The organism is Streptomyces durhamensis (assembly GCF_000725475.1).
Lineage (GTDB): Bacteria > Actinomycetota > Actinomycetes > Streptomycetales > Streptomycetaceae > Streptomyces > Streptomyces filipinensis.
Genome location: NZ_JNXR01000003.1, coordinates 464,963 through 488,494 on the forward strand (window position 1 = coordinate 464,963; position 23,532 = coordinate 488,494).

Below are 23,532 nucleotides of genomic sequence, written 5' to 3' on the forward strand. Positions count from 1 at the left end.
TCCGGCGGCTCATCCGGGCGGTGTCGACAGATGGACCAGGATGCCGCACACCTCGTCCACGATCTCCCCCGCCTCCGTCCCGTCCCCGCAGTCGCCCAGCTCGCGCGCCGCCCCGCCGATGACGGTGGTCAGTACGCTCACCCGGACCCGGCCGGCGCGCCGGCGCTCGTCCACCTCCAGGAGCCGGGCGTTGCGCCGCACCCATGCGCGGTCCCACTGGCGGCGCAGCGCGTCGAAGCCCGCCGGGCCGTCGTCCTCGGCGAGGAGCCTGGCGAGCCGCCGGTTGTCCCAGGCGCCCTCCAGGTACGCCCTGGCTCCGGCCACGAAGAGGGCGACGGGGTCGTCGACGCCACGGCTGCGCTCGGCGGTCAGCGTGGCCGCGGTCCGGTGCTCCTGCTCCTCCCGGAACTCCTCCCACAGCGCGAGGTAGAGACCGCGCTTCCCGCCGTAGTGCTGGAAGAGTGTGCCTGCCGGGATGCCGGAGCGCGCCGCGATCTCGGTGAGGCCGGCGTCGGTGTAACCGCGCTCGGTGAAGACCTCCAGTGCGACGTCCATCAGCGTGTGCCGGACCGTTCGGTCCTGCTCCGCCTGCCCCTCGGGCAGTCCCGTGCGCCCCTGTCCGTCCGGAAGCCGGCGTGCCGCCTCGGTCCCGGCGGACTCCACGATGCCGCTCACTGGCAATCTGTACCTTCCCCGGCCCCGTCGCGGATGGCGAGGGCGACCAGTAGTTCCAGGAGGTCGGCGATCCGGCGCGGATTGCGGCCGGTGCGTTCCTCGATCCGGCGCAACCGGTAGTGCGCCGTGTTGTGATGCACCCGCAGCCGGTCCGCGGCCAGGCGCAGATTGAGGTCCGCCTCCGCGAAGGCCCGTATGGTGGCGGCCAGCGTGTCGCCGCGTCTGCGGTCCTCCTCCAGCAGCGTACGCACACGGGGATCGATCAGCTGGCGGGCGAGGTCGTCGGCGCGCAGCGCCAGGTAGTCGAAGGGGGACAGCCGCGGCAGCGCCGCCACCCCGCCCCCGCTCGGCACCAGGTCGAGGGCGGCCAGCGCTTCCTCGTAGGCGCGCGGTAGTTCGGACGCGCCCTGTGCGACCGTGCTGATGCCCATGGAGAGCATGGTGCCCTTCCGTGCGAGCCGCTGCTGCACGGCCTCGAAGTGGGCGCATATGTCCTCGGCGTCCATGCCGGCCCGGACCACGGGCACGGCCACCACCTCGGCATGGCGCACCACGACCAGGGTTCTGCCGGCCCAGGGCCCGGCCACGCTGATCGACGCGCTGGTCGCATATCCGTGCTCGGCTGACATGAGGTCCCCGGTGCGTGTGTCGCCCACGCACACCGCCACGACCGCCATCATCGGCGAGTGCGGTCCGATGCCGTACGCCTGCGCCGCCGCGGACAGCGGACCGCGCGTCGGAGCCAGGCCGGCCAGGAGCTGGTCCAGGAGATCCCGTCGCTCCCGGTCCGCGTCCGCCACCACGTGCTGCTGGTACTCGACGTAGGCCTGCGCGGCATGGGTACTGGCGTAGTCGACGTACCGCATCAGCGGGGTGACGAGGGACAGCGCGGCCTGCTGGGCCTCGGCGGACGTGCCCGCGCAGTCCAGCAGCGCGTCCCACATCACCTGCCGGCCGACCCGGAAGGCACTGATCCAGTCCTCCAGCGCGAAACCCGCGCGTGCCCGCCGCATGGCCGCCGCGCGGCTGAAGACGAGGTCTTCGGGAGAGATGTCGCGGTCACCCGCAAGCGCCGCCAACTGCATCCGGTAATGCTCCAGCACCTGCCCCCGTACCTCGTCGAAGAACCGTTCGTCCTGCAGCGCGTACGACGGGATCTCCGCGCGCATCACCTCGACGGCCGTCTCCGCCACCTCCTCCACCCGGTCGTGGACGGCGTGCAGGATCCGCCACCGCTCCCGGCGGAGCGGTTCGGAGAGCCGGGGAGTGCCCAGGGCGGGACCGCGAGGCATGGCGCCGATCGTCGCCGTCCACCTCGTGCTCCGTCAACAGGCTCGGCGTGAGACATCTCCCGGCACCTGTGCGCGGCGCACAGTGCGGCGACCGGGAAGTTGGGTGCTCACACCCAATGTGCGCCCGGAAGGCCCCCACCTACTGTGACGCTCGCCCACCCCCCAGCACGTCGGAAGGGGCGTCACTCATGCTCGCGGTTGACGGCATCACCGTGCGCTTCGGCGGGATCACGGCCTTGGACGGTGTCGGGTTCACCGTCGAGCCGGGCACCGCCGTGGGGCTCATCGGGCCGAACGGAGCCGGCAAGACCACCTTGTTCAACTGCCTCACCAGGCGCTGCGCCCCCGACGGGGGAACCGTGCGGTTCGAGGGCGAGGACCTGCTGGCCCTCCCGCCGCACGCCGTGGCCGGACGCGGCATCGCCCGCACCTTCCAGAACCTGGGCCTGTTCCCGCGGCTCACGGTCCGGGAGAACGTCATGGTCGGTGCCCACAGCCGGGGGCGTACCGGACACCTCGCCGCGGCGCTCCGGCTGCCCCGCGTGCGGCGGGAGGAGAGGGAACTGCGTGACCGGGCGGACGACTTGCTACGGCGGCTCGGCCTCGCCGACGTCGCCGACCAGCCCGCCTCCGGGTTGCCGTTCGGCACGCTCAAACGCGTCGAACTCGCCCGGGCGCTCGCGGTACGGCCCCGGCTCCTGTTGCTCGACGAGCCCGTCAACGGGCTCAGCCACGGCGAGGTGGGCCAATTCGCGGATCTGGTCCGCTCGGTGCGCCAGGACTTCGACCTCACCCTCGTGGTCGTCGAACACCACATGGGGTTCGTGATGGGCCTGTGCGACAAGGTGGTCTGCCTCGACTTCGGCCGCAAGATCGCCGAGGGCGCGCCGGAGGAGATCCAGCGCGACCCCGCGGTCGTCGAGGCGTACCTGGGGGTGGCCGTATGAGCGAGCCCACCGAGATCGAGGCGACGGCGCAGGCGGACTTCCTGACGGTCTCCGGCCTGCACGCCGGATACGGCCAGGCCCACGTGCTCCAGGGCCTGGACTTCTCCGTCGCCCGCGGCGAGGTCTGCGCGGTCCTCGGACCCAACGGCGCGGGCAAGACCACGACCCTGCGGGCGCTGTGCGGCATGGTCCGCGGCCGTGGCTCCGTCACCCTGAACGGCACGCCCCTGCTGGGCCGCTCGCCTGAGCACGCCGCCCGCCTCGGCGTCGCGCACGTCCCCGAGGGCCGGGGCACCTTCAACGACCTGACCGTGGAGGAGAACCTGCGCATCGGCGCCCATCTGCGCAGCGGTCTGTGGCGGCGAAGCCGCGTCGCGCGAGCGGCCGTGGCGGCCGACCTGGAACGGATCTACGGCCACTTCCCGAGGCTGCGCCGGCGGTCGGGGCAGGCCGCAGGCAGCCTCAGCGGCGGGGAGCAGCAGATGCTCGCCATCGGCAGAGCGCTGATGCTGCGGCCCACGCTGCTCCTCCTGGACGAGCCGTCCCTGGGGCTCGCCCCGCTCGTCACCCGCGAGCTGTTCGAGATCGTCCGGGCCGTCAACGAGGAGGAACGCACCACCGTGGTCGTCGTCGAGCAGAACGCCCAGCTCGCGCTGGACATCGCGCACCGGGCGCACGTACTGGAGGCCGGCCGCCTGGTGCTGTCCGGACCGGCCCGGCAGATCCGCGAGGACGGGCAGGTCGCCGAGGTGTACCTCGGTGTCTCCGCCCTCGCCCGGAAGGCGGGGTGAGGGCCGTGACCGATCTTCTCCAGCAAGTGGTGGAGGGTCTGGGCTCCGGCGCGGTGTACGCGAGCCTGGCGCTGGCCCTGGTGCTGATCCACCGGTTCACCGGCATCGTGAACTTCGCGCAGGGCGAGCTGGCCATGCTCTCGACGTACGTCGCCTGGCAACTGGTGGCGTCCGGGATGCCGTTCTGGCTGGCGCTGCCGGTCACCCTCGCGGTGTCCTTCGCCGGGGGCATGCTGGTCGAGCGGCTCGTCATCCGACCCGTGCAGGGCGCGCCCGAGCTGACGGTGGTCATCGTCACGGTCGGACTGTTCATCTTCGTCAACGCGCTGGCCGGCCTGATCTGGTCCTTCACCGTGAAGGACTTCCCGCAGCCGTTCCCCGACGGCGGGCTGGACCTGGCCGGGGTGCGCCTGGACTGGTCGACGCTCGGGATCATCGCTGTGGTGGCCGTCGTGATGGGGCTGCTGTACCTGCTGTTCCAGCACACCTCCATCGGCCTGGTCATGCGGGCGGTCGCCGGCAATCCGGCCTCCGCCCGGCTGTCGGGCATCCGGGTGGGCCGGGTGCTGATGCTCGGCTGGGGGCTGGCCGCCACGGTCGGCGCGGTGTCGGGCGTGCTCGTCGCCCCGGTGCTGTTCCTGGAGCCCAACATGATGGGCGGAGTGCTGATCTACGCCTTCGCCGCGGCGACCCTCGGGGGCTTCGACAGCCCGGTGGGCGCGGTCGTCGGCGGCCTGTTCGTGGGCGTCGCGGAGACGCTGACCGGGGCGTACGTCGGCGTCATCGGCGCCGATCTGAAGGTGGGCGTCCCCCTGGTGATCATCCTGGCGGTGCTGCTGGTACGGCCCCAGGGCCTCTTCGGACGGGCGGCGGTGGAGCGCGCGTGAGAACGATCGTCACCCCACTGGGCACGGACCGCGTCCGGCGCCTGCGGGCCGCGCTCACGCTGCTGCTCGCGGCGGCGGCCGCCGGCTACGTACCGTTCTACTTCGCCCCCTTCCAGGTCTTCCAGCTGACCATGGTGCTCCTGTACGCCGTGGCGCTTTCCGGCCTGAACCTGCTGGTCGGCTTCGGCGGGCAGATCTCGCTCGGGCACGGCGCGTTCTTCGCGGCCGGGGCCTACACGGCGGCCGTCATGCTCGACCGTCACGCCACCGGCCACCTGGCCACGCTGCCGGTGGCGGCCGCCGGATGCTTCCTGCTGGGCCTGGGCTTCGGAGTGCCCGCGCTGCGGCTGCGCGGCCTGTACCTCGCCCTGGTCACCCTCTCGTTCGCGGTGTTCCTGCCGCCCTTGCTCAAGCGCCTCGAACCGCTGACCGGCGGTTCCATGGGCCTGACCGTGGAGAAGCTGCAGCCTCCCGCGTGGAGCAGGCTGGCCGAGGACCAGTGGACGTACTTCGTCGTCCTCGCCGTCACCGCGGTGGCCCTGCTGCTCGCCCGCAACCTGCTGCGGTCCCGGGTCGGCCGGGCACTGCTGGCCCTGCGGGACAACGAGAGCGCCGCGGAGGTCATGGGCGTACGGCTGTCGCTGCACAAGACCCTCGCCTTCGCGTGGAGCGCGATGTTCGCGGGTGTGGCCGGGTGCCTGTACACCTGGGTGATCGGCTTCGTCTCGCCCGACTCCTTCAGCTTCGTTCTGTCCGTCACCCTGCTGGCGGGCCTGGTGGTCGGGGGGCTCGCCTCGCTGTACGGACCGCTGCTGGGGGCGGCGTTCGTCATGTACGTGCCGAGCGTGTCCCAGGACCTCGACGAGGCCGCCCCGGGTGTGGTGTTCGGCCTGTTGATCATCGCGGTGATGTTCGTGGCACCGACGGGACTGGCCGGTCTGCCGGGCCGGGTCCGGGGCGTTGTCGCCCGCCGCCTGCCCCGCGCGGCCGCCGCACCCGACCAGACACCCGAGACAGGGTCCCCGCCCGACGCGCGGCCGGAACCCCAGGCCCAGGACGGGCCCTTCGCGACCCCCGGCCCCGCGGACCCCGCGGTCGTCGACGCCGAACCCGTGGGCGCACCGCCCCGCACGGAAAAGGAATGAGTCACATGCGCAAGACCACCGCTTGGCGGGCGGCCGCGGTCGCCGCGGCCGCCCTGCTCACCGCGACCGCCTGCGGAACCCAGCGAGGGCAGGACGCCCAGGACACCGCCGCCGGCGGTGCCTGCAAGGGCCAGCAGACCACGGGCATCACCGACAAGACCATCACGCTGGGCGGGATCTACCCGCTGTCGGGACCGGCCTCCGCGTACGGCACGATCAGCAAGGGGGTGGCCGCCTATTTCAGGTACGTCGACGACAAGGGCGGCATAGACGGCCGCAAGGTGCGGTTCGTCGTCCGCGACGACGGCTACCAGCCGCCCAAGGCGGTGGAGGAGGCCCGCAGACTCGTCGAGCAGGAGAAGGTCTTCGCCGTGTTCCAGACCCTGGGCACCCCCTCCACCGCAGCCGTGTGGGACTACCTCAACCAGCAGAAGGTGCCGCAGCCCTTCGTCGCCACGGGTGCCTCCGCCTGGGGCACGGACGACAAGCACCCCTGGACCATCGGGTGGCAGCCCAGCTACGTGGCCGAGGCACGGGTGTACGCCAAGTACCTCAAGGAGGCGAGGCCCAAGGCCAGGGTCGCGGTCCTCTACCAGAACGACGACTTCGGCAAGGACCTGCTCGGCGGGTTCGAGAAGGCCGTCACCGGCAGCGGCATCAAGGTCGTCGCCAAGGAGAGCTACGAGGTCACCGACCCCTCCGTGTCGGCGCAGATGGCGAGCCTCGCCCGTTCCAGGGCGGACGTGCTGCTGGATGTCACCACCCCCAAGTTCGGCAGCCAGGCCCTCGCCGCCGACGCCAGGAACACCCGGTGGAACCCGCTGCACATCGTGAACAACGTGGCCTCGTCCACCGCCGTGCTCCAGCCCGTCGGGTTCAAGAACGTCCAGGGCGTGGTCTCGGCCACCTACTTCAAGGACCCCGCCGACCCGCAGTGGGCGAACGACCCCGCGATGAAGACCTACACCAGCGCCCTGCACAAGTACGCCCCCGACGCCGACCCGGCCAACCAGTTCAACGCCTACGGCTGGGCCGTCGCCTCCAGCCTGCACCAGGCCCTGGACGCCATGAAGTGCCCGACCAGGGAAGGGCTGCGGGACGCGGTGCGCAACCTGAAGGACGTGAAGGTGGGGCTCCTGCTGCCCGGAGTCACCATGTCCACGGGCCCGGGCGACGCCTTCCCGCTCGAGACGATGCAACTGATGCGGTTCAAGGGGCAGCGGTGGCAGCTGTTCGGCAAGCCGGTGGACACCCGCAAGGAGTTCGGTCCGCCGGCTGGGTGAGACGGCGGGGCGGTCCCCCGGTGCCCTGGCACCGGGGGACCGCCCCCGCCCCGTCATGACGGACCGGAGCACTCAGACGGCGTTCAGCCCGCCGTCCACCACCAGGCTCTGCCCGGTGATGTAGGAGGCGCGTTCGGAGAGCAGGAAGACGACGGCTTCGGCCACCTCCCAGGCCGTGCCCTGACGCCCCAGGGGTATGCGGCTGAACGAGCCGGAACGCGACGCCCGCCGGGCGGAGGCCTCGCGGCCCATCGGGGTGTCGATCAGGCCCGGCACGACCAGATTGGCGCGGATCCCGCGTGGCCCGCCCTCCTTGGCCACATGGCGGGTGAGTCCGAACAGGCCCGCCTTGGAGCTGTCGTAGGCGGGCGAGTCGGTGGCCGCGCGCAGCCCGGCCACGGACCCGACGAAGACGACCGATCCTCCGTCGGCGAGCGCGGGCAGTCCGTACTTGGCGGCGAGGAAGGGGGCGCCCAGGTTGAGCGAGAGCACGCGCTCCCACTGCTCCGGCGAGGTGTCCGCCAGGCCCGCGCCGAGGCCGATCCCGACGTTGACGACGATCGCGTCGAGGGCGCCGAGCCCACGGCGGGCCTCGGCGACCATCGCCGAGGACCGGCCGGGATCGGTGGCGTCACCGACGACGGCGAGGCCGCGGGCGCCCTCCTCGCCGACCAGCGCGGCGGTGGCCGCCGCGGCGGAGGGGGAGACGTCGGCGCAGGCCACGGACGCTCCCTCGCGGGCGGCGAGCACCGCCACCGCCCGCCCGTTGCCCACCGGGGCATCGGGATCGTCGCTGGACCGGGTGCCCGCACCGACGACCAGTACCTTCCGGCCGGCCAGGAGGCCGACCGGGCGGGCCGCGCCGTGCGGGGTCTCAGACATCGCCGTGCACCCCTTCCGTCGCGTCCGCGCCGGCCCCGGCGGGCGCCGGCAGGACTTCCGCCTCGTAGCCGGGTTCGAGCTCCGTACCGGCGGAGTTCAGGAAGAACGCGACCATGTGGTACTGACCCACGAGCATGGTGATTTCGATCAGCTGTGCCTCGTCGTGGTCGGCGGCGAGCGCGGACCAGGTGGCCGCGGACAGACGTGCGTCCCGGTGCAGTTCGTCGGCGGCACGCAGCAGGTGGACGTCGCCGGGCGGCCACCCCTGGGCGTCCGGGCCCGCGCCGACCCGCCGGATCTCCTCGTCGGTGACCCCGGCGGCCCTGGCCAGCGGCACGTGCCGGCCCCATTCGTAGGGCGCCCGGGTGTTGTAGGCGGTGCGCAGAATCAGCAGTTCCCGGGTCCGGTCCGCGAGACGGCCGTCGCGCAGCAGATGGCTGCCGAACGGCAGGAAGTGCCGGAACAGGCCGGGGTGCCGCACCAGAGTGGTGAAGACGTTGGCGGGGCGGCCGTCGGCGTCCCGGGGAACGGGGGCGAGCAGCTCCCGGGTGGCGGGGTCCCAGCCGTCCTCGGCGAGCGGCGCGAGCCGCGGACCGGCGTCGGCGGCGGGGTGGGGTCGCTGATGGTGCTCATGGGTCATGGCGGTCTCCGCACTGTTCGTCAGGGTGGGTCGGTACCACGGCGGCGGCTGCCGGCACGCCGGTCGGCGCCGCGCTGCACGCACGCCGATCCGCTGCTCTGGCCGCCGTGCCACTGTGCTTCGGGGGACGGCCGGCTGTCGACGGCTCCCCGGCCAAGGCCGGAGGGCGGCATATTGTTCAGTCACACAACGGCCGGTACCGGCGGGGCGGAGGTGAGGGCCATGCCCGGACAGCCGGGCGCGGTGGTGTCCCTCGAACGGGTCATCGCCGCGATGGCCGCGCAGCAGGGGCGCATGGGCGGGCGCCTGCACGCGGATCTGACGGACCACATCCCGTCCTACCGCGCGGTCCCGCGGGAACTCCTGGACCAGATCTGGCATCGGCACTTCCAACGGGCCCTCACCGTGGTGCGAGAGGGGACGGTGCCCGCGCCGGAGGACTTCGACGAAGCCGACGTGGCCCGGGACCGGGTCGACCGGGGCGTGCCGCTCGGCGACGGGCTGCGCGCCTTCCGCCGGGCGCTGAGCGCCATACGCGATCTGTTCCTCGCCGAGGCCACCGAACGTGGTCTGGATCCCGGCCTCGTCGTCGACCGCACCAAGCGCCTGTGGGAGCTGGCGGACGCGGGAAGCCTGCAGATCGCCGCCGTCCACCGGCAGGCGGAGGTCGCCTCCGCCCTGCTCGACGCCCGCCGCCGCGCCGACTTCCTGCGCGGACTGCTCTACGGGACGCTGAGCGCGGCGGAGATCCACAGCGGTGCGGCGATCTACGGACTGGACCTGGCGCGGCCGTACCGGGCGATCAGGGCCGTCCCCCACGGCACCACCGGCCCGGACGCGCTGGAACGCTCCCTGGACTCCCACGGCCGCAGGAACGGCCGGGTCGCGCTGCTCACCGTGCTGGACGAGGCTGTCGTCGGAGTCGTCGAGCAGAAGCCGCAGACCGGTGACCTGGAGGTGACGGCGGGGCTCGGCCCGCCGACGGACCTGGCCGCGGTGCACCACTCCTTCCGTGCCGCCGGCAGGCTGCTGGAAGCCGCCCGTGCGTACGGACGGCGCGGCGTGTACGACCTCGCCGACCTGTCCTGGCGGGTGGCCGTCGTCGCCGAGCCGGAACTCGCCGAGTTGCTGCTCGACCGCTATCTGCGCCCACTGGAGGCGGAGGGGGAGTTCGGTGCCCTCATCGAGGAGTCGGTGCGGGGATACCTGGAGAAGGGACGGCACATCCGCGACGTCGCCCGCAGCGCACACGTCCATGTCAACACCGTCCGCTACCGGCTGCGCCGGTTCGAGGAGCTGACCGGCACCAGTCTGGACGCTCCGGACACCGCGGTGGAGCTCAGCTGGGCCCTGGCGGCACGTGAGCTGGGGACACCCCCGTGAGCTGCTTCCATGACAGGGGCAGGCCGGCGTGCGCGGGAGAAGTGGAGAGCGACCGATTGCAAGGTGGAGTCCAGCGGTGGAGAAGCGCATGAAGGAGTCCAGCGAAAGCCACGACGATCCGTTCGCCCCGCACCTCGCCGCACTGGCGGTGCTCGACGACCGGGGCGTCGTGGTCGGATGGAACCGGCGGGCCGAGGAACTGCTCGGCCATCCGGTGGCAGCCGTGATCGGTCGTCCGGCATCCGAGGTCCTCGCCGATCCCCACGATCTGCCGGCCGTGGGGGAGGCCGCGGTGCGCTGCAGGAGAGCCGGCGGCTGGTACGGGGTCCTGAACGTGCGGCACCGCGACGGGCAGCTCGTGGAGATGGGGCTCAGGGCCCAGCCGCTCCCACGCGGCGACGGGATCCGCGAGTGGCTCCTCGCCGGGGCGCCCACGGCCGACGTCCTGGAGTGGCAAAGGGACCGCGCGGTGCTCGACGGGCTGTACCGCCGGTGCCCCATCGGCCTGGTCGTCCACGGCCCCGACCTGAGGCTGCTCAGGGTCAACCGGGCCATCGAACGCTTCACCGGTGTCCCGGCAGCGGAGTTCCGGGGGCTGTCCACCGGCTGTTTCCTCCTCCCGGACGACGCCCGCAGGGCCGTGGACCGGGTGCGTCAGGTGATGGAGACCGGCAGGCCGATGGTCTACTCCGAGCAGTTCGTCCGCCTGGAGTGGGATCCGGCACGCGAGCGGGTCGCGATGGTCTCGTCCTTCCCCATGGAGGATCCCTCCGGCCGCGTCCTGGGGGTGGCCGAGATGATCGAGGACATCACCGAACGCCATCAGGCCCAGCGTCGGCTCGCGCTCCTCGACCAGGCCGGCAGCCGTATCGGAACGACCCTCGACGTGGCGGAGACCGCCCGGGAACTCGCCGAGGTGATGGTGCCTCACCTCGCCGACCATGCGTCGGTGGACCTGCTGCAGCCGGTGACGCGCGGGGAGGAACCGGCGCAGGCCCTGGCAGGGCCCGTGGTCCGTGTGGGGGCCTGCGGCGTCGGTGCCCAGCAGGCCGGTCCGCCCCACCCCCAGGGCGAGCCGGTCCAGTTCGCTCCGGGCACGCCCCAGGCCAGATGCCTGGCCGAAGGGCGGCCCGTCCTGGACCCGGTCATCCCGGCGGACTGGTTCTCCACGGGAGGCCGGCAGGGGACTCACGCTCCGGACCTGAGCGCCCACTCGATGATCGTGGTACCGGTCGCCGCGCGTGGCCTCGTGCTGGGCGTGATGACCTTGTGGCGTTCGCGTCGCCCGGATCCGTTCGAGGCGGACGACCTCACTCTCGCCCAGGAACTCGCCTCGCGCGCCGCCGTGTCCATCGACAACGCCAGGCGCTTCACCCAGCAGCAACAGACCGCGTTCACCTTGCAGAGCAGCCTTCTGCCCCGGGCGGTTCCGGACCAGTCGGCCGTCGAGGTGGCCCTGCGGTACCTGCCGGCCAGCGCGGCGCCGGGCCTGGGCGGCGACTGGTTCGACGTGATTCCGCTGTCCGGGACACGGGTCGCCCTCGTGGTCGGCGACGTGGTGGGACGCGGCATCCACGCCGCCGCCACGATGGGCCGGCTGCGCACCGCCGTGCACACGCTCGCCAGCCTCGACCTGGAACCGGACGAGGTGCTGTCCCGTCTCGACGACCTGGTCAACCTCCTGGCGGCCGAACAGGAAGCGGTCGGCGAACGGCCCGTGGACGAGCAGGTCGTCGGCGCCACCTGTCTGTACGCCGTGTACGACCCGGTCTCCGGGCGGTGCTCCGGGGCCCGGGCCGGCCACCCGCCGCCGGTGGTGACCGCTCCGGACGGACAGGCGGCTGTGCTCGACCTGCCCGCCGGCCCCCCACTCGGCGTGGGCGGCCTCCCCTTCGAGGCCCGGGACGTCGAACTGGCCGAGGGCAGCCTGCTGTGCCTGTACACCAACGGACTCATCGGCGAACGGCACATCGACACCGACCTGGGCCTGGCCAAGCTGTGTGCGGCACTCGCCCGCCCCGCGAACGCGCTGGAACGGACGTGCCAGGCGGTGGTCGACGCACTCGTGCCCGCGCGCCCCGCCGACGACGTCGCATTGCTGATCGCCCGCACCCGGATGCTGCCACCGGACGACGTCGCCTCCTGGAGTCTTCCCTCGGAGCCCGCCAGCGCCGCCCGGGCCCGGGCGCTGACCTCGGCCAAGCTGAGCGAATGGGGCCTGGAACACCTGGCGTTCACGACCGAGCTGATCGCCAGTGAGCTGGTCACCAACGTCTACCGCTATGCCGGCGGCCCCGCGACCCTGCGGCTGATCCGTGAACGGTGCCTGGTGTGCGAGGTCAGCGACTCCAGCCACACCTCACCCCACCTGCGCCACGCCCGTACCACCGACGAGGGCGGGAGAGGCCTGTTCCTGGTGGCGCAGATGACCGAGCGCTGGGGCACCCGCTACACCCGGGAGGGCAAGACCGTGTGGACCGAACAATCACTGACCGGCACGTTCGCCTGACCGCCTCGGGCCGTCGCGGGGCTCCCGCCGCCCCGTCACTCGGCTGCGGCGAGCAGCCGCGCCTCGCTCTCCTCGTAGAGCCGCCGGTTCTCCCGGCTGGCGGCGGCGCGGCGCCGGTGATCGAGACGGCTGCCCAGCCAGCCCGCCAGATAGCCGAACGGGACGGACACCAGTCCGGCCGACTGCAGGGGGTACAGGTCGAAGTCGGCGTTCGGGAAGACGGCGGCCGGCGTGCCCGAGACGGCCCGGGAGAAGACCATCAGCAGCAGCGCGCAGGCCGCTCCGCCGTAGAGGGTGGCGAGCAGGCCGGTGCGCGTGAATCCGCGCCAGAACAGGGAGTAGGTGAGCGCGGGCGCCACCGCCGAGGCTCCTATGCAGATGGCCAGCGTGGTCAGCACCCCGACGTTCCAGTTCTGGACCAGGACGGAGAGCCCGATGGCGACGATTCCCACGCCCACGCTCGTCCACACCGCCACCGTCATCTCCGTACGCGGCTTCGAGAGCCCCCGCCGCACCGCATGGGCGAACAGGTCGTGGGCGAGCGAGGAGGCCGCGGCCAGGGTCATCCCCGCGACCGACGACAGCAAGGTGATGAAGACGACGCCCGCCACGGCCGAGTAGAGGATCGTCGTGCCCGCGGAGCCGGGTGCCCCGCCGAGCACCTGGGACAGCATGAGGACCGATGTCCTGCCCTGTGGGTCGGCCGCGGTGATGTACCGCGATCCCACCAGCGCCGCCGCGCCCGTTCCCATGATGATCACGAGCAGGCAGAACGTGGTGACCGTGCCCACCGCCCACGACATGGAGCGGCGCACCGCCGGCACGTCCTGGGCGGAGTACAGGCGCATCGTGATGTGGGGCAGGCAGGCGACACCGAGGACCACGGTGATCTGCAGGCCGATGAAGTCCAGCCGCTCGGTGGCCGAGGTGCCCAGCTGAAGGCCCTGCTGGAGGAAGGCGGGGCCCGCGCCGCTGCCGTGCTGGGCGGCCCTGAGCAGGTCGCCCGGGCTCCAGTCGAAGCGGTTCAGGACCAGGACGGCGACGACGGCGCTGGTGCCGAGCAGGAGCACGATCTTGATCATCTGAATGAGCGCGGTGCCCCGCATCCCGCCGAGCGCCGCGTAAATGATCATCAGGCTGCCTACGATGACGATGCACACCGTCCTGGCACCGGCCACGTGCGGCAGGTTCAGGATGAAGGTGAGCAGCGACCCGGCCCCGGAGAGCTGGACGACGAGGAAGGGCAGGGTGGCCGCGAGCGTCACCACACAGGCGGCGACACGCACCGCGCGCCCCGGCATGGTGCGGGCCAGGACGTCGCCCATGGTGAACCTGCCGGCGTTGCGCAGAGGTTCGGCCAGCAGGAACATCAGCAGAACGAGAGACAGGGCGGTGCTGACCGCAAGGACGTAGCCGTCGTACCCGGCGAGCGCGACGATGCCGGTGGTGCTCAGCACCGTGGCCGCGGAGATGTAGTCACCCGCGATGGCGAGGCCGTTCTTGAGCGGGGTGAGCGAGCGGTAGCCGGTGTAGAAGTTCGTCAGATCGTCGCGGTCCGGGCCGGCCATCACGCACATCAGCAGCGTGACGGTGACCAGGACGGTGAACAGCATGAGGACGGTGGCCTGCGTCCCGGAACTGAAGTCGTTCATCTCGCCACTCCCGCGTTGCCGCCGGCGGGGGCCGTCCGTTCCCTGATGACACGGGCCAGCGGATCCACCGAGCGCCGTGCGCTGCGTCCGTACCAGTGGACCGCCGCGAAGGTGACCACGAGCTGGAGGACTCCGAGGGCCATTCCCAGGCTCAGCTCCCCGGCGATCTTGGACCCCATCAGGCCCGGCGCGGAGCAGGACAGTACGACGTACACCACGAAGGAGCCGAGCGCGGTCAGTGTGGAGATCCGGCGAAGCAGCCGGTACGCCGAGCGCAGGGCGGTCAGGTCGTCCTGGTGAGGACGAGCCTGCGCCACAGGCTCGTCCCACGTGGCGTGTCCGTACCAGTCGTGTCCGGGGGCGTCGTATCCGTACCACTGGGGCTGGGTGTGGGACCAGGGCGATCCGGCCGGTCCTGATGGCGGGTACTGGTTCTCGTCGGCGTATGTCATGGCCTGGCCTTCCGTCACGGCGTGAATCCGTGGAGGTGAACGGGGGAGGAGCCTCCGGGCCGCGTACCATACCGACTGGTTGGGATGCTTGTAAGTCCGCCGTTGGTTACGTTTCAGGGACGATGCCGTTCCCCCGGACGGGGGCCGGTCCGCGGATCAACGGGAGGGGTCGAGGAGGATCTTGCGGACACCGGCGGCACGGCTGTTGAACAGTTCGTACGCGGCGGGGCCTTCGGAGAGGCCGAAGCGGTGGGAGACCACGGCCTCCGGGGTGATCCGGCCGGCCTGGGCGAGGGGGATCAGGGCGGGGAGTTCGTAATGGATCGAGCACAGACCGATGGCGAACTCCAGCTCCTTGATCTGCGCCAGTCCCATGTGGAAGGGGAAGGCCTTGCTCTGGCTGACGCCGATGACGCTGACCCGTCCCGCCTGCCGGACGGTTTTGAGGGCCAGCCCGATGGTGGCGTCCGAGCCCACGGCCTCCACCACGGCGTCCGGTCCGCGCCCTGCCGTCATCTCGCGTACGGCCGTTCGCGCGTCCTCGCCCTCGACTGGCTCGACGCCCAGGGTCTCGGCGAAGGCCCGGCGCTCCGCGACCAGGTCCACACCCAGCACACGGGCCGCACCCATCGTGAAGGCGGACTGCGCGGCCATGAGGCCGACCGGGCCCAGGCCGATGACAAGAACCGTTTCGCCCGGCTGGATGCGGGCCCGGCGGCAGCCGTACCAGGCCGTGGGGGCGTTGTCCGTGAGAACGACCGCCGCCTCGTCCGAGATGCCTTCGGGCAGGCGCACCAGGTTGACATCGGCATGGGGCACGGCCAGGAACTGGGCCTGACTTCCCGGGAGGTGCGGGCTCACTCCGTAGCAGAGGTCCGTCGGCGCGTGTGCTCGCTCGCACCTGGCGGTGAGTCCCTTAGCGCAGGTTCCGCACAGCGTGCAGCCGACCGAGGCGGGAACCAGGACGCGGTCGCCGGGCTTGAACCGGGTGACCCGGTCGCCGGTGTCGGTGACCACGCCGACGCACTCGTGTCCCGGGGTGTAACCGGTCTCCGGGGTGAACCCGTGACCGCCGTAGATGTGCAGGTCGCTGCCGCAGATGCCGGCCGTGGTCACCTCGATGACCGCGTCGGTGGGGCTGGTGACGGCCGGGTCGGGGACATCTTCGAAGCGGATGTCGTGGGGGCCGTGGTAGGTCAGTGCCTTCACTGGATTGACTCCCGCGGCGCACCAAGGCGCCTTTATCAGTCGTTAATGCACGTGTATTACTCCGGCCTGGCGACGCTAGCATGGGCAACCGTGACAGCACATGAGACGCAGGCCACGTCGCCTCGGAGCCGGAAGGCGGGCGACACGCGCGCCACCCTCATCCGGGCCGCCGAGCAGTTGTTCGCGGCGAAGGGCGTCGACGGTGTGTCACTCAACGAGATCAAGCGGGCCGCAGGCCAGCGCAACGCGATGGTCCTGCAGTACCACTTCGGCGACCGGGCGGGTCTGCTGCGTGCCGTGCTCGACAAGCACCTCCCCGCGGTGGACGCCCGCCGGGAGGTGCTGCTGCAGCAGTACGAGGACGGCGGCGCCGTGGACCTGCGATCCCTCGCCGCCGCACTCGTGCTGCCGGCCGCCGCGAAACTCGCCGACCCCGACGGCGGCCGCGCGTTCCTGCAGATCGTGGCCGAACTGCTCAACCGCCCCGAACCCCTGGTCGAGGCCGTCGTGACCGAGGGGTCGAGCATCTATCCCTGGCGGCGCCTGGTGGAGCCGCTGCTGGCTCCCGAGTCGGTCGCGGTGTTCCACACCCGCTTCACCGCCATGAGGTTCTGCCACGCCGAACTCGCCGCCCGGGCCGCCGGACGCCCTCGCAGGGACGACCGGTTGTTCACCAGCCGGCTGGTCGACCTGGTCACCGCCCTGCTCGCCGCGCCGGTGTCCACCCAGACCGGGCGACTGCTGCAGGAGCGATACCGCAAGGGCAGGCCCGAGCGGAAGAGTCCGACGCCCTGACCGGTCCGGACTTGTTGACGTCGGGTCGCGCACCGCCAGGATTCGACGCACGGTTATGCACCAGTAAGCTGCACTCGTTTATTTCAACCTCATACGCAACATTGGAATTTTCTCTTGCGGTGCCTGCCCGGCTAACTGTAGCCTGCGGTACGCAAAGATAAAGGCACGCCAAGCGGCATACGCATCGCGTGGAACGGTCACGTCTCAGCTGCTTCAAAAATTCCTCCATGCCGTTCATTGAAAAGCTGCCATGGGACCCGCTGCCGGAAAGTCTCTGCGTCGCGCGCTGGTGAGAAAACGGGGGGCGAAGGAATGCATTCCCTATTAATGCGATTAGGGGAATGGCGTCGACTCGGGTACCTGATTCAGGGTGTCATCGCAGGCCTGACGGCGTTGCCGTGCGCCACTCCCGTCGCCCCGTCCCCACGGCGAAAACGCGGCTGCGAGACGACCGGTCCGCCTGCCCCGCCTCACGGGCGTGCGACGCCGCCGGGGCCCCGCGGGGCTGCGCTCCGCTTGAGAAGTCTCTTACGCGCAAGGCTTTCTGACGGTTGCTCACATACTCACAACCCGTCCGGTCACGGGAGGTCCCGTGGCTGCCCGCGCGTCCTCCCGGCCACTCCGCGCGCGTGGCTCACGCGAGGGCCTGCCGCACCCGCGCGGCCGCCAGGGTACGGGCGGTTCGTGTGCCCAGGTCGACCGGGTCGACCGGAACGCGCCCACGGCCCACTGGGCGATCTCGATGGTTCCCGCGCGCCGCTGATGACGTGACCATGGTCTTCGCGTCAGGCATTACCGGCAGCGATATGAACTCGCGGCCTGACGTCATCGAATTCCTTATGAACAATCTGCATCCTATTGTTGCGTCCCTCCGGCTTGCTCGCGCCGCAAGCTCACACACCCGATGGACGCAACGCATGGGCGCACTCGGTTCCCAAGCCCTTTGATCCACGTGGCGGGGTGCCGACCGAATCCGATAGTCCCGCCCGAAAGACAACGGGGGAGTTCAGCAATGTCCGAATCCAGCACGCCCGCCCGCTCGAACCGACCGGCCGGCACTTCCCGAGCGCGGGCGAACGTCCAGATCTCCTTCGCTCCGGGAGCGGTGGACCTGCCGTCGCTCGTGCCGATCATGTACACCTTCATGTTCCGGAACATCGCCAGTGACGGCTTCGTCTTCAGCGACCCGCAGTCGCCGGGCGACATGTCCCGGAACTCGAAGCCGGGCTGCATCATCGCCGCCCCGTCCTTCCCGGCCGACACCCCCGGCATCGACGAGGACTACGTCTTCAACTGGGTGCGCGACGGCGCCATCACGGCCATGGAGGTGGCCCAGGCCGGCATGCCCACCCGCCCGGGCGGCACGGTGCAGACGCTCAACGACTACGTGCAGTTCGCCGATCTCTGCCACTCCAACACCCAGCCGCCGCTGACCAAGGGTCACGCCTGCTTCAACATCGCCGGCGACGCCCGCCCGTGGACCGAGCAGAACGACGGGCCGGCCCTGCAGACGATCACCATCCTGGCCGCCTACGACCAGCTCGATGTCGGCACCCAGAAGCGGGCGGTCGACCTGGTGAACGCGAACGTGGCCTACCTCCTCAGCGTCTACCAGGGCCCCACCACGAACCTGTGGGAGGAGCACAACGGGTACAGCTTCTTCGCCCGCTCCGCCCAGCTGCGCTGCTTCGAGGAGATCCAGGCCTCGACCATCGTCGGCATCGACAAGCCGACCGGACTGCGGCCGGCCGTCAAGTGGCTGCGCCAGGCCCTTGCAGGCCACTGGGACGGGAGCAAGTACGTGAGCATGCTGGCCGACCCCGGTGACGGGTCCCAGCCCTCGCCCCAGAACCCGGTCGTCAGCGGCTACGACCCGAACATCGACATCGTCCAGTCGGCCGTCTACGGCGCCGTTCCGGTCACCGACTCCAAGCTGCTGGCCACAGCGGCCCAACTGCGCTCGCAGTGGGAGGAGGGCGGCATCGCCTTCTACCCGATCAACAAGGCCGACAAGGACAGCTTCGGCATCGGGCCGCTGTTCGGCCGCTACCCGGGCGACGTCTACGACGGTGACACCGCGCACCCGGTGCTCGGCGGCCACCCCTGGGCCCTCTCCACCTGCAACGTCGCCGAGCTGCACTACAAGCTGGCCGCCACGATCAAGTCGAGCGGCAAGGTGCCCGTGGACGACCTGTCCGCACCCTTCTTCGCCCAGTCCGGCATCGACGCGTCGACGTCCCCGGCGGCAGCCGCCGCCGCCCTGACGGCGACCGGTGACGCCATGGTGCAGGCCGTCATCTACCACAGCGACAACCTGGAGCTGTCCGAGCAGTTCGACGGCACCACCGGCTTCGAGCGCAGCGTGCACAACCTGACGTGGAGCTACGCCGCCTACCTGTCCGCCATGCGGGCCCGGGCCGAGGCCGTCTGACCCATGGCCGACCGACTCGAATCCTCGACCCCACACCGGTCCCGACCGCGCCCGGCAGCGGAGGAGTGACTGCCCCATGTACGCGAAGTTCCCCGAGGGGGCGGCGAAGCGAACCGCCCCCGCGGCGGCGGCCGAAGTCCTCTACGACGCCGTCATCGTCGGCGGCGGGATCGCCGGCGCCCTCATCGCCGCGCGGCTGAGCGACGCCGGCAAGAGGGTACTGATACTCGAAGCGGGCCCGGCCGAGGACCTCACCCTGAGGGGCTACGAGGGCTACCTCGACCGCTTCTACTCGGCTGCCGGCAAGGACAACCAGTCCCCCTACCCGGTCGTCGCAGGCGCCCCGATGCCCCGCGGTACCGACGCACGGCGCATCTCCCCGGGCGCGCCCGACGCCTCGGCCTACCTCGTCCAGAGCGGGCCCTTCGCCACGGACACCACCTACACCCGGGTCCTCGGCGGCACCACCATGCACTGGGAGGCCAAGACGCTGCGGATGCTCCCCGAGGATTTCCGCATGCACACGCTCTACGGCGAGGGGGCCGACTGGCCGCTCACCTACGAGGACCTCGCCCCGTACTACAACGAGGCCGAACGCGAGATCGGCGTCTCCGCGGACGTGGAGGACCAGGCCTACCTCGGGATGACCTTCGACGAGGGCTATGTGTTCCCGATGAAGGGGCTGCCCCTGTCCTACCTGGACCGGATGGTCGCCAAGGACCTCGACGGGATGCCGGTCGAGCTCGACGGGGAGCGGCGCGAGCTGCGGGTACGGCCGTTCCCGCAGGGGCGGAACGGGATACCGAACCCGGCCTTCGACGGCGGGAAGGGCTACGTGCCGCGAGGCGCGGTGAGCACCTACCAGGTCGAGGTCGGCGGGCGCTGCCAGGGCAACAACAACTGCGTGCCCATCTGCCCGGTGCAGGCCAAGTACCACGCCGGCAAGACCCTCGCGGTGGCCCTCCAGAGCGGCCGGGTCGACCTGGTCGCCCAGGCGGTGGCCTACAAGGTGCACGTCGACGAGCAGACCCGACGGGTGACCGAGATCGAGTACCGCCACTACGACCGGCCCGACAGCCCCGACTTCACCACCATGCGAGCCCGGGGCCGGCTGTTCATCCTGGCCGCCAACGCGGTGGAGAACCCCCGGCTGATGCTGGCCTCCGGCCTGCGCAGCTCAAGCGGCCTGATGGGGCGGAACTTCATGGACCACGCCTACCTGCTGGCGTGGGCTCTGCTCCCCGAGGTGGCCGGCACCTTCCGGGGCACGAACTGCACGGGCGGCATCACCGACCTGCGCGGGGGCCGCTTCCGCCGCCGCCAGGCGGCGTTCAGCGTCGACATCCACAACGACGGCTGGGGCTGGGCCCGAGGGGCGCCGATGACCGACCTGATGGACCTGGTGGACGCCGGTGGCCGCTACGGCGAGTCCCTCCGCCAGGGCCTGGTGGACCGGGTCTCCCGCCAGCTGCAACTGGCCTTCATGGTCGAGGTCCCCGCCAACCCGAGCAACCGGATCACCGTGGACCCGGCCTACACCGACCAGCTGGGGAACATGCGGCCCATCCTCACCTACGACATCCCCGACTACACGATGCGCGGGGTGGCGTACGCCAGGCAGCTGTCGCGACGGATCTTCGCCCGCCTCGGGGCCGAGGACCACACCGAGTACGACCCGAACTTCTGGGGCTACGCCGTCCATGGCGGCGAGGGGTACGAGATCCGCGGGGGCAACCATCTCTCCGGCACCCACATGATGGGCCGCGACCCGTCCACATCGGTGGTCAACGCGGATCAGCGGAGCTGGGACCACGAGAACCTCTACCTGGTCGGCGGGGGAAGCATGCCCACCGTGGGCACGTCGAACGTGACACTCACCATCGCCGCCCTGTGCCTGCGCAGCACCCGCGCCATACTGGCCCAGCTCGACTCCGAGACCGCACCGGTCGAGGTCACCTCGACCGAAGCCGGCCGGCGCCGGCCTCAGGAGGTGGCCCGGTGACCGCGTCGACCATCAACAACCGTGACGACCTGATCAGTTATCTGCACGTGGCGCTGGCCCTGGAGCACGCGACCATCCCGCCGTACCTGACCGCGTACTACTCCATACGGTCCACCACCAACTCCGATGCCGCCCACATCATCCGGGTGGTCGCGGTGGAGGAGATGCTGCACCTGACCCTCGTCGCCAACGTCCTGAACGCCATCGGCGGGAAGCCCGACCTGAACCGCCCCGGCTTCGTGCCGTCCTACCCGGCCTACCTGCCCGACGGCGAGAACGACTTCACCGTCGACCTGCGGCCGTTGTCCCCCGAGGCGGTGGAGACGTTCTGCAAGATCGAGCGGCCGGGCCAGGCTCCCAGCGCCGACGCACGGCTGGTGCGCACACCGGACAGCGGGAGTCCGGTCCTGGCCTTCAGCCCGACGGCCGAGGGGATGCGCTTCTACAGCATCGGCGAGTTCTACGCGGAGATCATCGAAGGCCTCGAGAAGGTGGCGGCCGACGACCCGAAGCTCTTCTCCGGAGACCCGGACCTCCAGGTGGGGCCCGAGTACTTCTACTCCGGCGGCGGGAAGGTGATCGTCGTCTCCGACCTGGACTCGGCCTGCGGGGCACTGCGCTTCATCGCCGCTCAGGGCGAGGGCCTGGACTCCGGCATCTACGACGCGGACGGCGAGCTGGCCCACTACTACCGGTTCCGGCAGCTGCAGCTCGGCCGCTACTACCAGGTCGGCGACGAACCCGACGCGCCTTCGGGGCCGCCGCTCAGTGTCGCCTGGGACGATGTGTACCCGGTGAAGGTGAGTGCCCGGCTCGCCGACTACCCGGCGGGGTCGGAACTCGCCGGTGTCGCCCGGGACTTCAACGCCGCCTACGGGGCCTTCCTCGCCCTGCTCACCAAGGCGTTCAACGGGCGGCCGGGCCTCCTGCAGGACGCCGTCTGCGACATGTTCCGGCTGCGCGACGGGTTCAACCGGCTGGTCCGCAATCCCCTGCCGGGCAGCGACGGCCTGCACGCCGCTCCTACCTTCGAGATCCCGGTCGCGTTCGGGTCCGATCCGGAGGCCACACCGGCCGCCGGCGAGCGTACCCAGGGGGTGACGCGGTGACCGCCCCGTCGTTCGAGGAGTTCCTTTCCCTGTCGGTCGACCTGACCGCCTTCGAGGAGACCGTGCTGCTCGGCACGGGTCTGGCCCGCGACTACCTGGCCAAAGTGCAGGCCGCCTGCGGGGACGAGGTCGTCACCGCCCTCTTGGACGCCCACCGCGCGGCCCGCGCGGACGCGGCCGTTGACGCCGGCGGTCGTGACCGGGCCCTGCCCTACCGGACCTTGCCCGATCGGGCCCTGCTCGATCGCGCCCTGCGCCACCGGATCTTCAGCGACGACCGCCTCGGCCCGGTGGCCCGCAATGTGATCAAGCTCTGGTACGCCGGGATGTGGTACGCACTGCCACCCGAGTGGACCGACCGCTACGGAGCCCATGCCGCGGGCGAGACCTCCACGGTCACGGCCGCTTCCTATCAGGAGGGGCTGCTGTGGCGGGCCATCGGGGCCAATCCGCCAGGTGCGAAGGCCCCCGGTTACGGCTCCTGGGCTCAGCCACCCCGCATCGAGGACCGCTACCTGAATGGGGCGACGAAATGACCGACCTGGCGGACCGCCTCGGCCCGGACAAGGTGAAGCTCGGCGTCTGCTGCACCCTGTGGTGGAACGACGACTTCCCCACCATCGACGCCGGCATCTCCTTCGGCCAGGCCGTGAGCGAGATGGCACTCGCCGGCTTCCAGGGCTGCAGCATCGGGCACAAGTACCCCTCGGACGCCGCCGCGCTCAAAGCCGCGCTCGATCTCCGCGGCCTGCAGGTGTCCGAACCCTGGACGAGCACCTACTTCACCATCGGCAAGATGCGGCAGAAGACGATCGCCGCCTTCGAGGAGACGCTGGCCCATGTCAAGGCGCTGGGCGGGACCGAGTTGGTCGTGGCCGAGTTCGGAGCGTCGTCGCACCTGCTCCCGGTCGACGTCTTCGCCAACCGCCCGGTCTTCACCGATGCCCAGTGGGACGCCCTGACCTCGGGCCTGAACGAGCTCGGCAAGATCGCGGGCTCGGCCGGGATGAAGCTCAGCTACCACCACCACATGGGTACCGGCGTCATGACCCGGGCCGACGTCGACCGGCTGATGGCCTCGACCGACCCGGACCTGGTGCACCTCCTGCTCGACACCGCCCACATCGCCTTCGCCGGCGACGATCCACTGGACATGGCCCAGGCCTACGCCGACCGCATCGGCCACGTCCACATGAAGAGCATCCGGCCCGAGGTCGTGAGCCGGGTGCGTGAAGAAGGCCTGTCGTTCCAGGAGGGCGTCGAGCTCGGCGTCTTCACCGTGCCCGGAGACGGCGCGATCGACTTCCGGCCCATCCTGGAGGCGCTGGCCGACGCCGGCTACCAGGGGTGGCTGGTCGTGGAGGCCGAGCAGGACCCGAACAAGGCCAACCCGCTCGAGTACGCCCAGAAGGCCCGCGCCTACCTCGCCGACGTCCTGGGCTGGTGAC

Annotated in this window: 20 protein-coding genes; 13 read left to right on the forward strand and 7 right to left on the reverse strand. The window is 71.1% G+C overall.

Annotation, left to right across the window (positions count from 1 at the left end; translation table 11 throughout):
- Positions 1-9: 9 nt before the first annotated feature.
- Together IO33_RS0105770 and IO33_RS0105775 are read right to left on the reverse strand one after the other, a co-directional pair.
- Positions 10-675, reverse strand: a complete 666-nt coding sequence (locus tag IO33_RS0105770) for a TetR/AcrR family transcriptional regulator (protein ID WP_051926419.1) — start codon at positions 673-675, stop codon at positions 10-12.
- Positions 672-1,967 carry a PucR family transcriptional regulator gene (locus IO33_RS0105775; RefSeq protein ID WP_031160948.1) on the reverse strand — a complete coding sequence of 432 codons (1,296 nt, stop codon included), beginning with the start codon at positions 1,965-1,967 and terminating at the stop codon, positions 672-674. The genes IO33_RS0105770 and IO33_RS0105775 overlap by 4 nt, the downstream gene beginning before the upstream one ends.
- Before the next feature lie 188 nt (positions 1,968-2,155).
- On the opposite strand from IO33_RS0105775, the gene IO33_RS0105780 reads away from it, so the two are divergent.
- From IO33_RS0105780 to IO33_RS0105800, 5 genes are read left to right on the forward strand one after another with little or no spacing between them, the layout of a single operon-like run.
- Positions 2,156-2,914, forward strand: coding sequence for an ABC transporter ATP-binding protein (locus tag IO33_RS0105780; protein WP_031160950.1), 759 nt, complete (start codon positions 2,156-2,158; stop codon positions 2,912-2,914).
- Positions 2,911-3,705 carry an ABC transporter ATP-binding protein gene (locus tag IO33_RS0105785; protein ID WP_051926420.1) on the forward strand — a complete coding sequence of 265 codons (795 nt, stop codon included), beginning with the start codon at positions 2,911-2,913 and terminating at the stop codon, positions 3,703-3,705. The genes IO33_RS0105780 and IO33_RS0105785 overlap by 4 nt, the downstream gene beginning before the upstream one ends.
- A gap of 5 nt (positions 3,706-3,710) precedes the next feature.
- Positions 3,711-4,592, forward strand: a complete 882-nt coding sequence (locus tag IO33_RS0105790) for a branched-chain amino acid ABC transporter permease (RefSeq protein WP_031160954.1) — start codon at positions 3,711-3,713, stop codon at positions 4,590-4,592.
- Positions 4,589-5,737, forward strand: coding sequence for a branched-chain amino acid ABC transporter permease (locus IO33_RS0105795; RefSeq protein ID WP_031160956.1), 1,149 nt, complete (start codon positions 4,589-4,591; stop codon positions 5,735-5,737). Before IO33_RS0105790 ends, IO33_RS0105795 begins: the two co-directional genes overlap by 4 nt.
- A gap of 5 nt (positions 5,738-5,742) precedes the next feature.
- Positions 5,743-7,020 (forward strand): ABC transporter substrate-binding protein, encoded by a 1,278-nt coding sequence (locus IO33_RS0105800; RefSeq protein ID WP_031160959.1) that lies wholly within the window; start codon positions 5,743-5,745, stop codon positions 7,018-7,020.
- Positions 7,021-7,092: 72 nt separating this feature from the next.
- Here the strand turns inward: IO33_RS0105800 and IO33_RS0105805 are convergent, their stop codons facing one another.
- The gene (locus IO33_RS0105805) at positions 7,093-7,902 is read right to left on the reverse strand and encodes an SDR family NAD(P)-dependent oxidoreductase (RefSeq protein ID WP_031160961.1); all 810 of its coding nucleotides are present in this window, start codon (positions 7,900-7,902) and stop codon (positions 7,093-7,095) included.
- Positions 7,895-8,542: a carboxymuconolactone decarboxylase family protein gene (locus tag IO33_RS49215; RefSeq protein WP_063765734.1), complete on the reverse strand. Its 648-nt coding sequence runs from the start codon at positions 8,540-8,542 to the stop codon at positions 7,895-7,897. Before IO33_RS49215 ends, IO33_RS0105805 begins: the two co-directional genes overlap by 8 nt.
- A gap of 222 nt (positions 8,543-8,764) precedes the next feature.
- Here IO33_RS49215 and IO33_RS49220 point away from each other — a divergent pair, with 222 nt between their 5' ends.
- Both IO33_RS49220 and IO33_RS0105820 read left to right on the forward strand, forming a co-directional pair.
- The gene (locus tag IO33_RS49220; protein WP_051926422.1) at positions 8,765-9,925 is read left to right on the forward strand and encodes a PucR family transcriptional regulator; all 1,161 of its coding nucleotides are present in this window, start codon (positions 8,765-8,767) and stop codon (positions 9,923-9,925) included.
- Positions 9,926-10,013: 88 nt separating this feature from the next.
- Positions 10,014-12,434: a SpoIIE family protein phosphatase gene (locus IO33_RS0105820; RefSeq protein ID WP_031160967.1), complete on the forward strand. Its 2,421-nt coding sequence runs from the start codon at positions 10,014-10,016 to the stop codon at positions 12,432-12,434.
- Positions 12,435-12,469: 35 nt separating this feature from the next.
- On the opposite strand, the gene IO33_RS0105825 is transcribed toward IO33_RS0105820, so the two are convergent.
- The 3 genes from IO33_RS0105825 to IO33_RS0105835 all read right to left on the reverse strand — a co-directional run bounded on the left by IO33_RS0105825 (position 12,470) and on the right by IO33_RS0105835 (position 15,747).
- Positions 12,470-14,086, reverse strand: coding sequence for a sodium/solute symporter (locus IO33_RS0105825; protein ID WP_031160970.1), 1,617 nt, complete (start codon positions 14,084-14,086; stop codon positions 12,470-12,472).
- A complete protein-coding gene (locus IO33_RS0105830; protein ID WP_031160972.1) occupies positions 14,083-14,538 on the reverse strand; it encodes a DUF485 domain-containing protein in 456 nt (151 codons plus the stop codon). The genes IO33_RS0105825 and IO33_RS0105830 overlap by 4 nt, the downstream gene beginning before the upstream one ends.
- A gap of 156 nt (positions 14,539-14,694) precedes the next feature.
- Entirely contained in the window at positions 14,695-15,747 is a 1,053-nt protein-coding gene (locus tag IO33_RS0105835; RefSeq protein WP_031160974.1) for an alcohol dehydrogenase catalytic domain-containing protein, read from the reverse strand.
- Between the two features lie 90 nt (positions 15,748-15,837).
- On the opposite strand from IO33_RS0105835, the gene IO33_RS0105840 reads away from it, so the two are divergent.
- From IO33_RS0105840 to iolE, 6 genes are all read left to right on the forward strand, one after another.
- On the forward strand, positions 15,838-16,542 hold the full coding sequence (locus IO33_RS0105840; RefSeq protein WP_051926423.1) for a TetR/AcrR family transcriptional regulator: 705 nt from the start codon (positions 15,838-15,840) through the stop codon (positions 16,540-16,542).
- A 1,012-nt stretch (positions 16,543-17,554) separates the two neighbouring features.
- Positions 17,555-18,973, forward strand: coding sequence for a glycoside hydrolase family 15 protein (locus IO33_RS43840; protein WP_107069230.1), 1,419 nt, complete (start codon positions 17,555-17,557; stop codon positions 18,971-18,973).
- 76 nt (positions 18,974-19,049) lie between these two features.
- Positions 19,050-20,975 carry a GMC family oxidoreductase gene (locus IO33_RS0105850; protein ID WP_051926424.1) on the forward strand — a complete coding sequence of 642 codons (1,926 nt, stop codon included), beginning with the start codon at positions 19,050-19,052 and terminating at the stop codon, positions 20,973-20,975.
- Positions 20,972-22,084: a ferritin-like domain-containing protein gene (locus IO33_RS0105855; RefSeq protein ID WP_051926425.1), complete on the forward strand. Its 1,113-nt coding sequence runs from the start codon at positions 20,972-20,974 to the stop codon at positions 22,082-22,084. The genes IO33_RS0105850 and IO33_RS0105855 overlap by 4 nt, the downstream gene beginning before the upstream one ends.
- The gene (locus IO33_RS0105860) at positions 22,081-22,620 is read left to right on the forward strand and encodes a hypothetical protein (RefSeq protein WP_037684910.1); all 540 of its coding nucleotides are present in this window, start codon (positions 22,081-22,083) and stop codon (positions 22,618-22,620) included. Before IO33_RS0105855 ends, IO33_RS0105860 begins: the two co-directional genes overlap by 4 nt.
- Positions 22,617-23,531: a myo-inosose-2 dehydratase gene (gene iolE, locus IO33_RS0105865; RefSeq protein WP_031160984.1), complete on the forward strand. Its 915-nt coding sequence runs from the start codon at positions 22,617-22,619 to the stop codon at positions 23,529-23,531. Before IO33_RS0105860 ends, iolE begins: the two co-directional genes overlap by 4 nt.
- The last annotated feature ends 1 nt before the right edge of the window (position 23,532 follow it).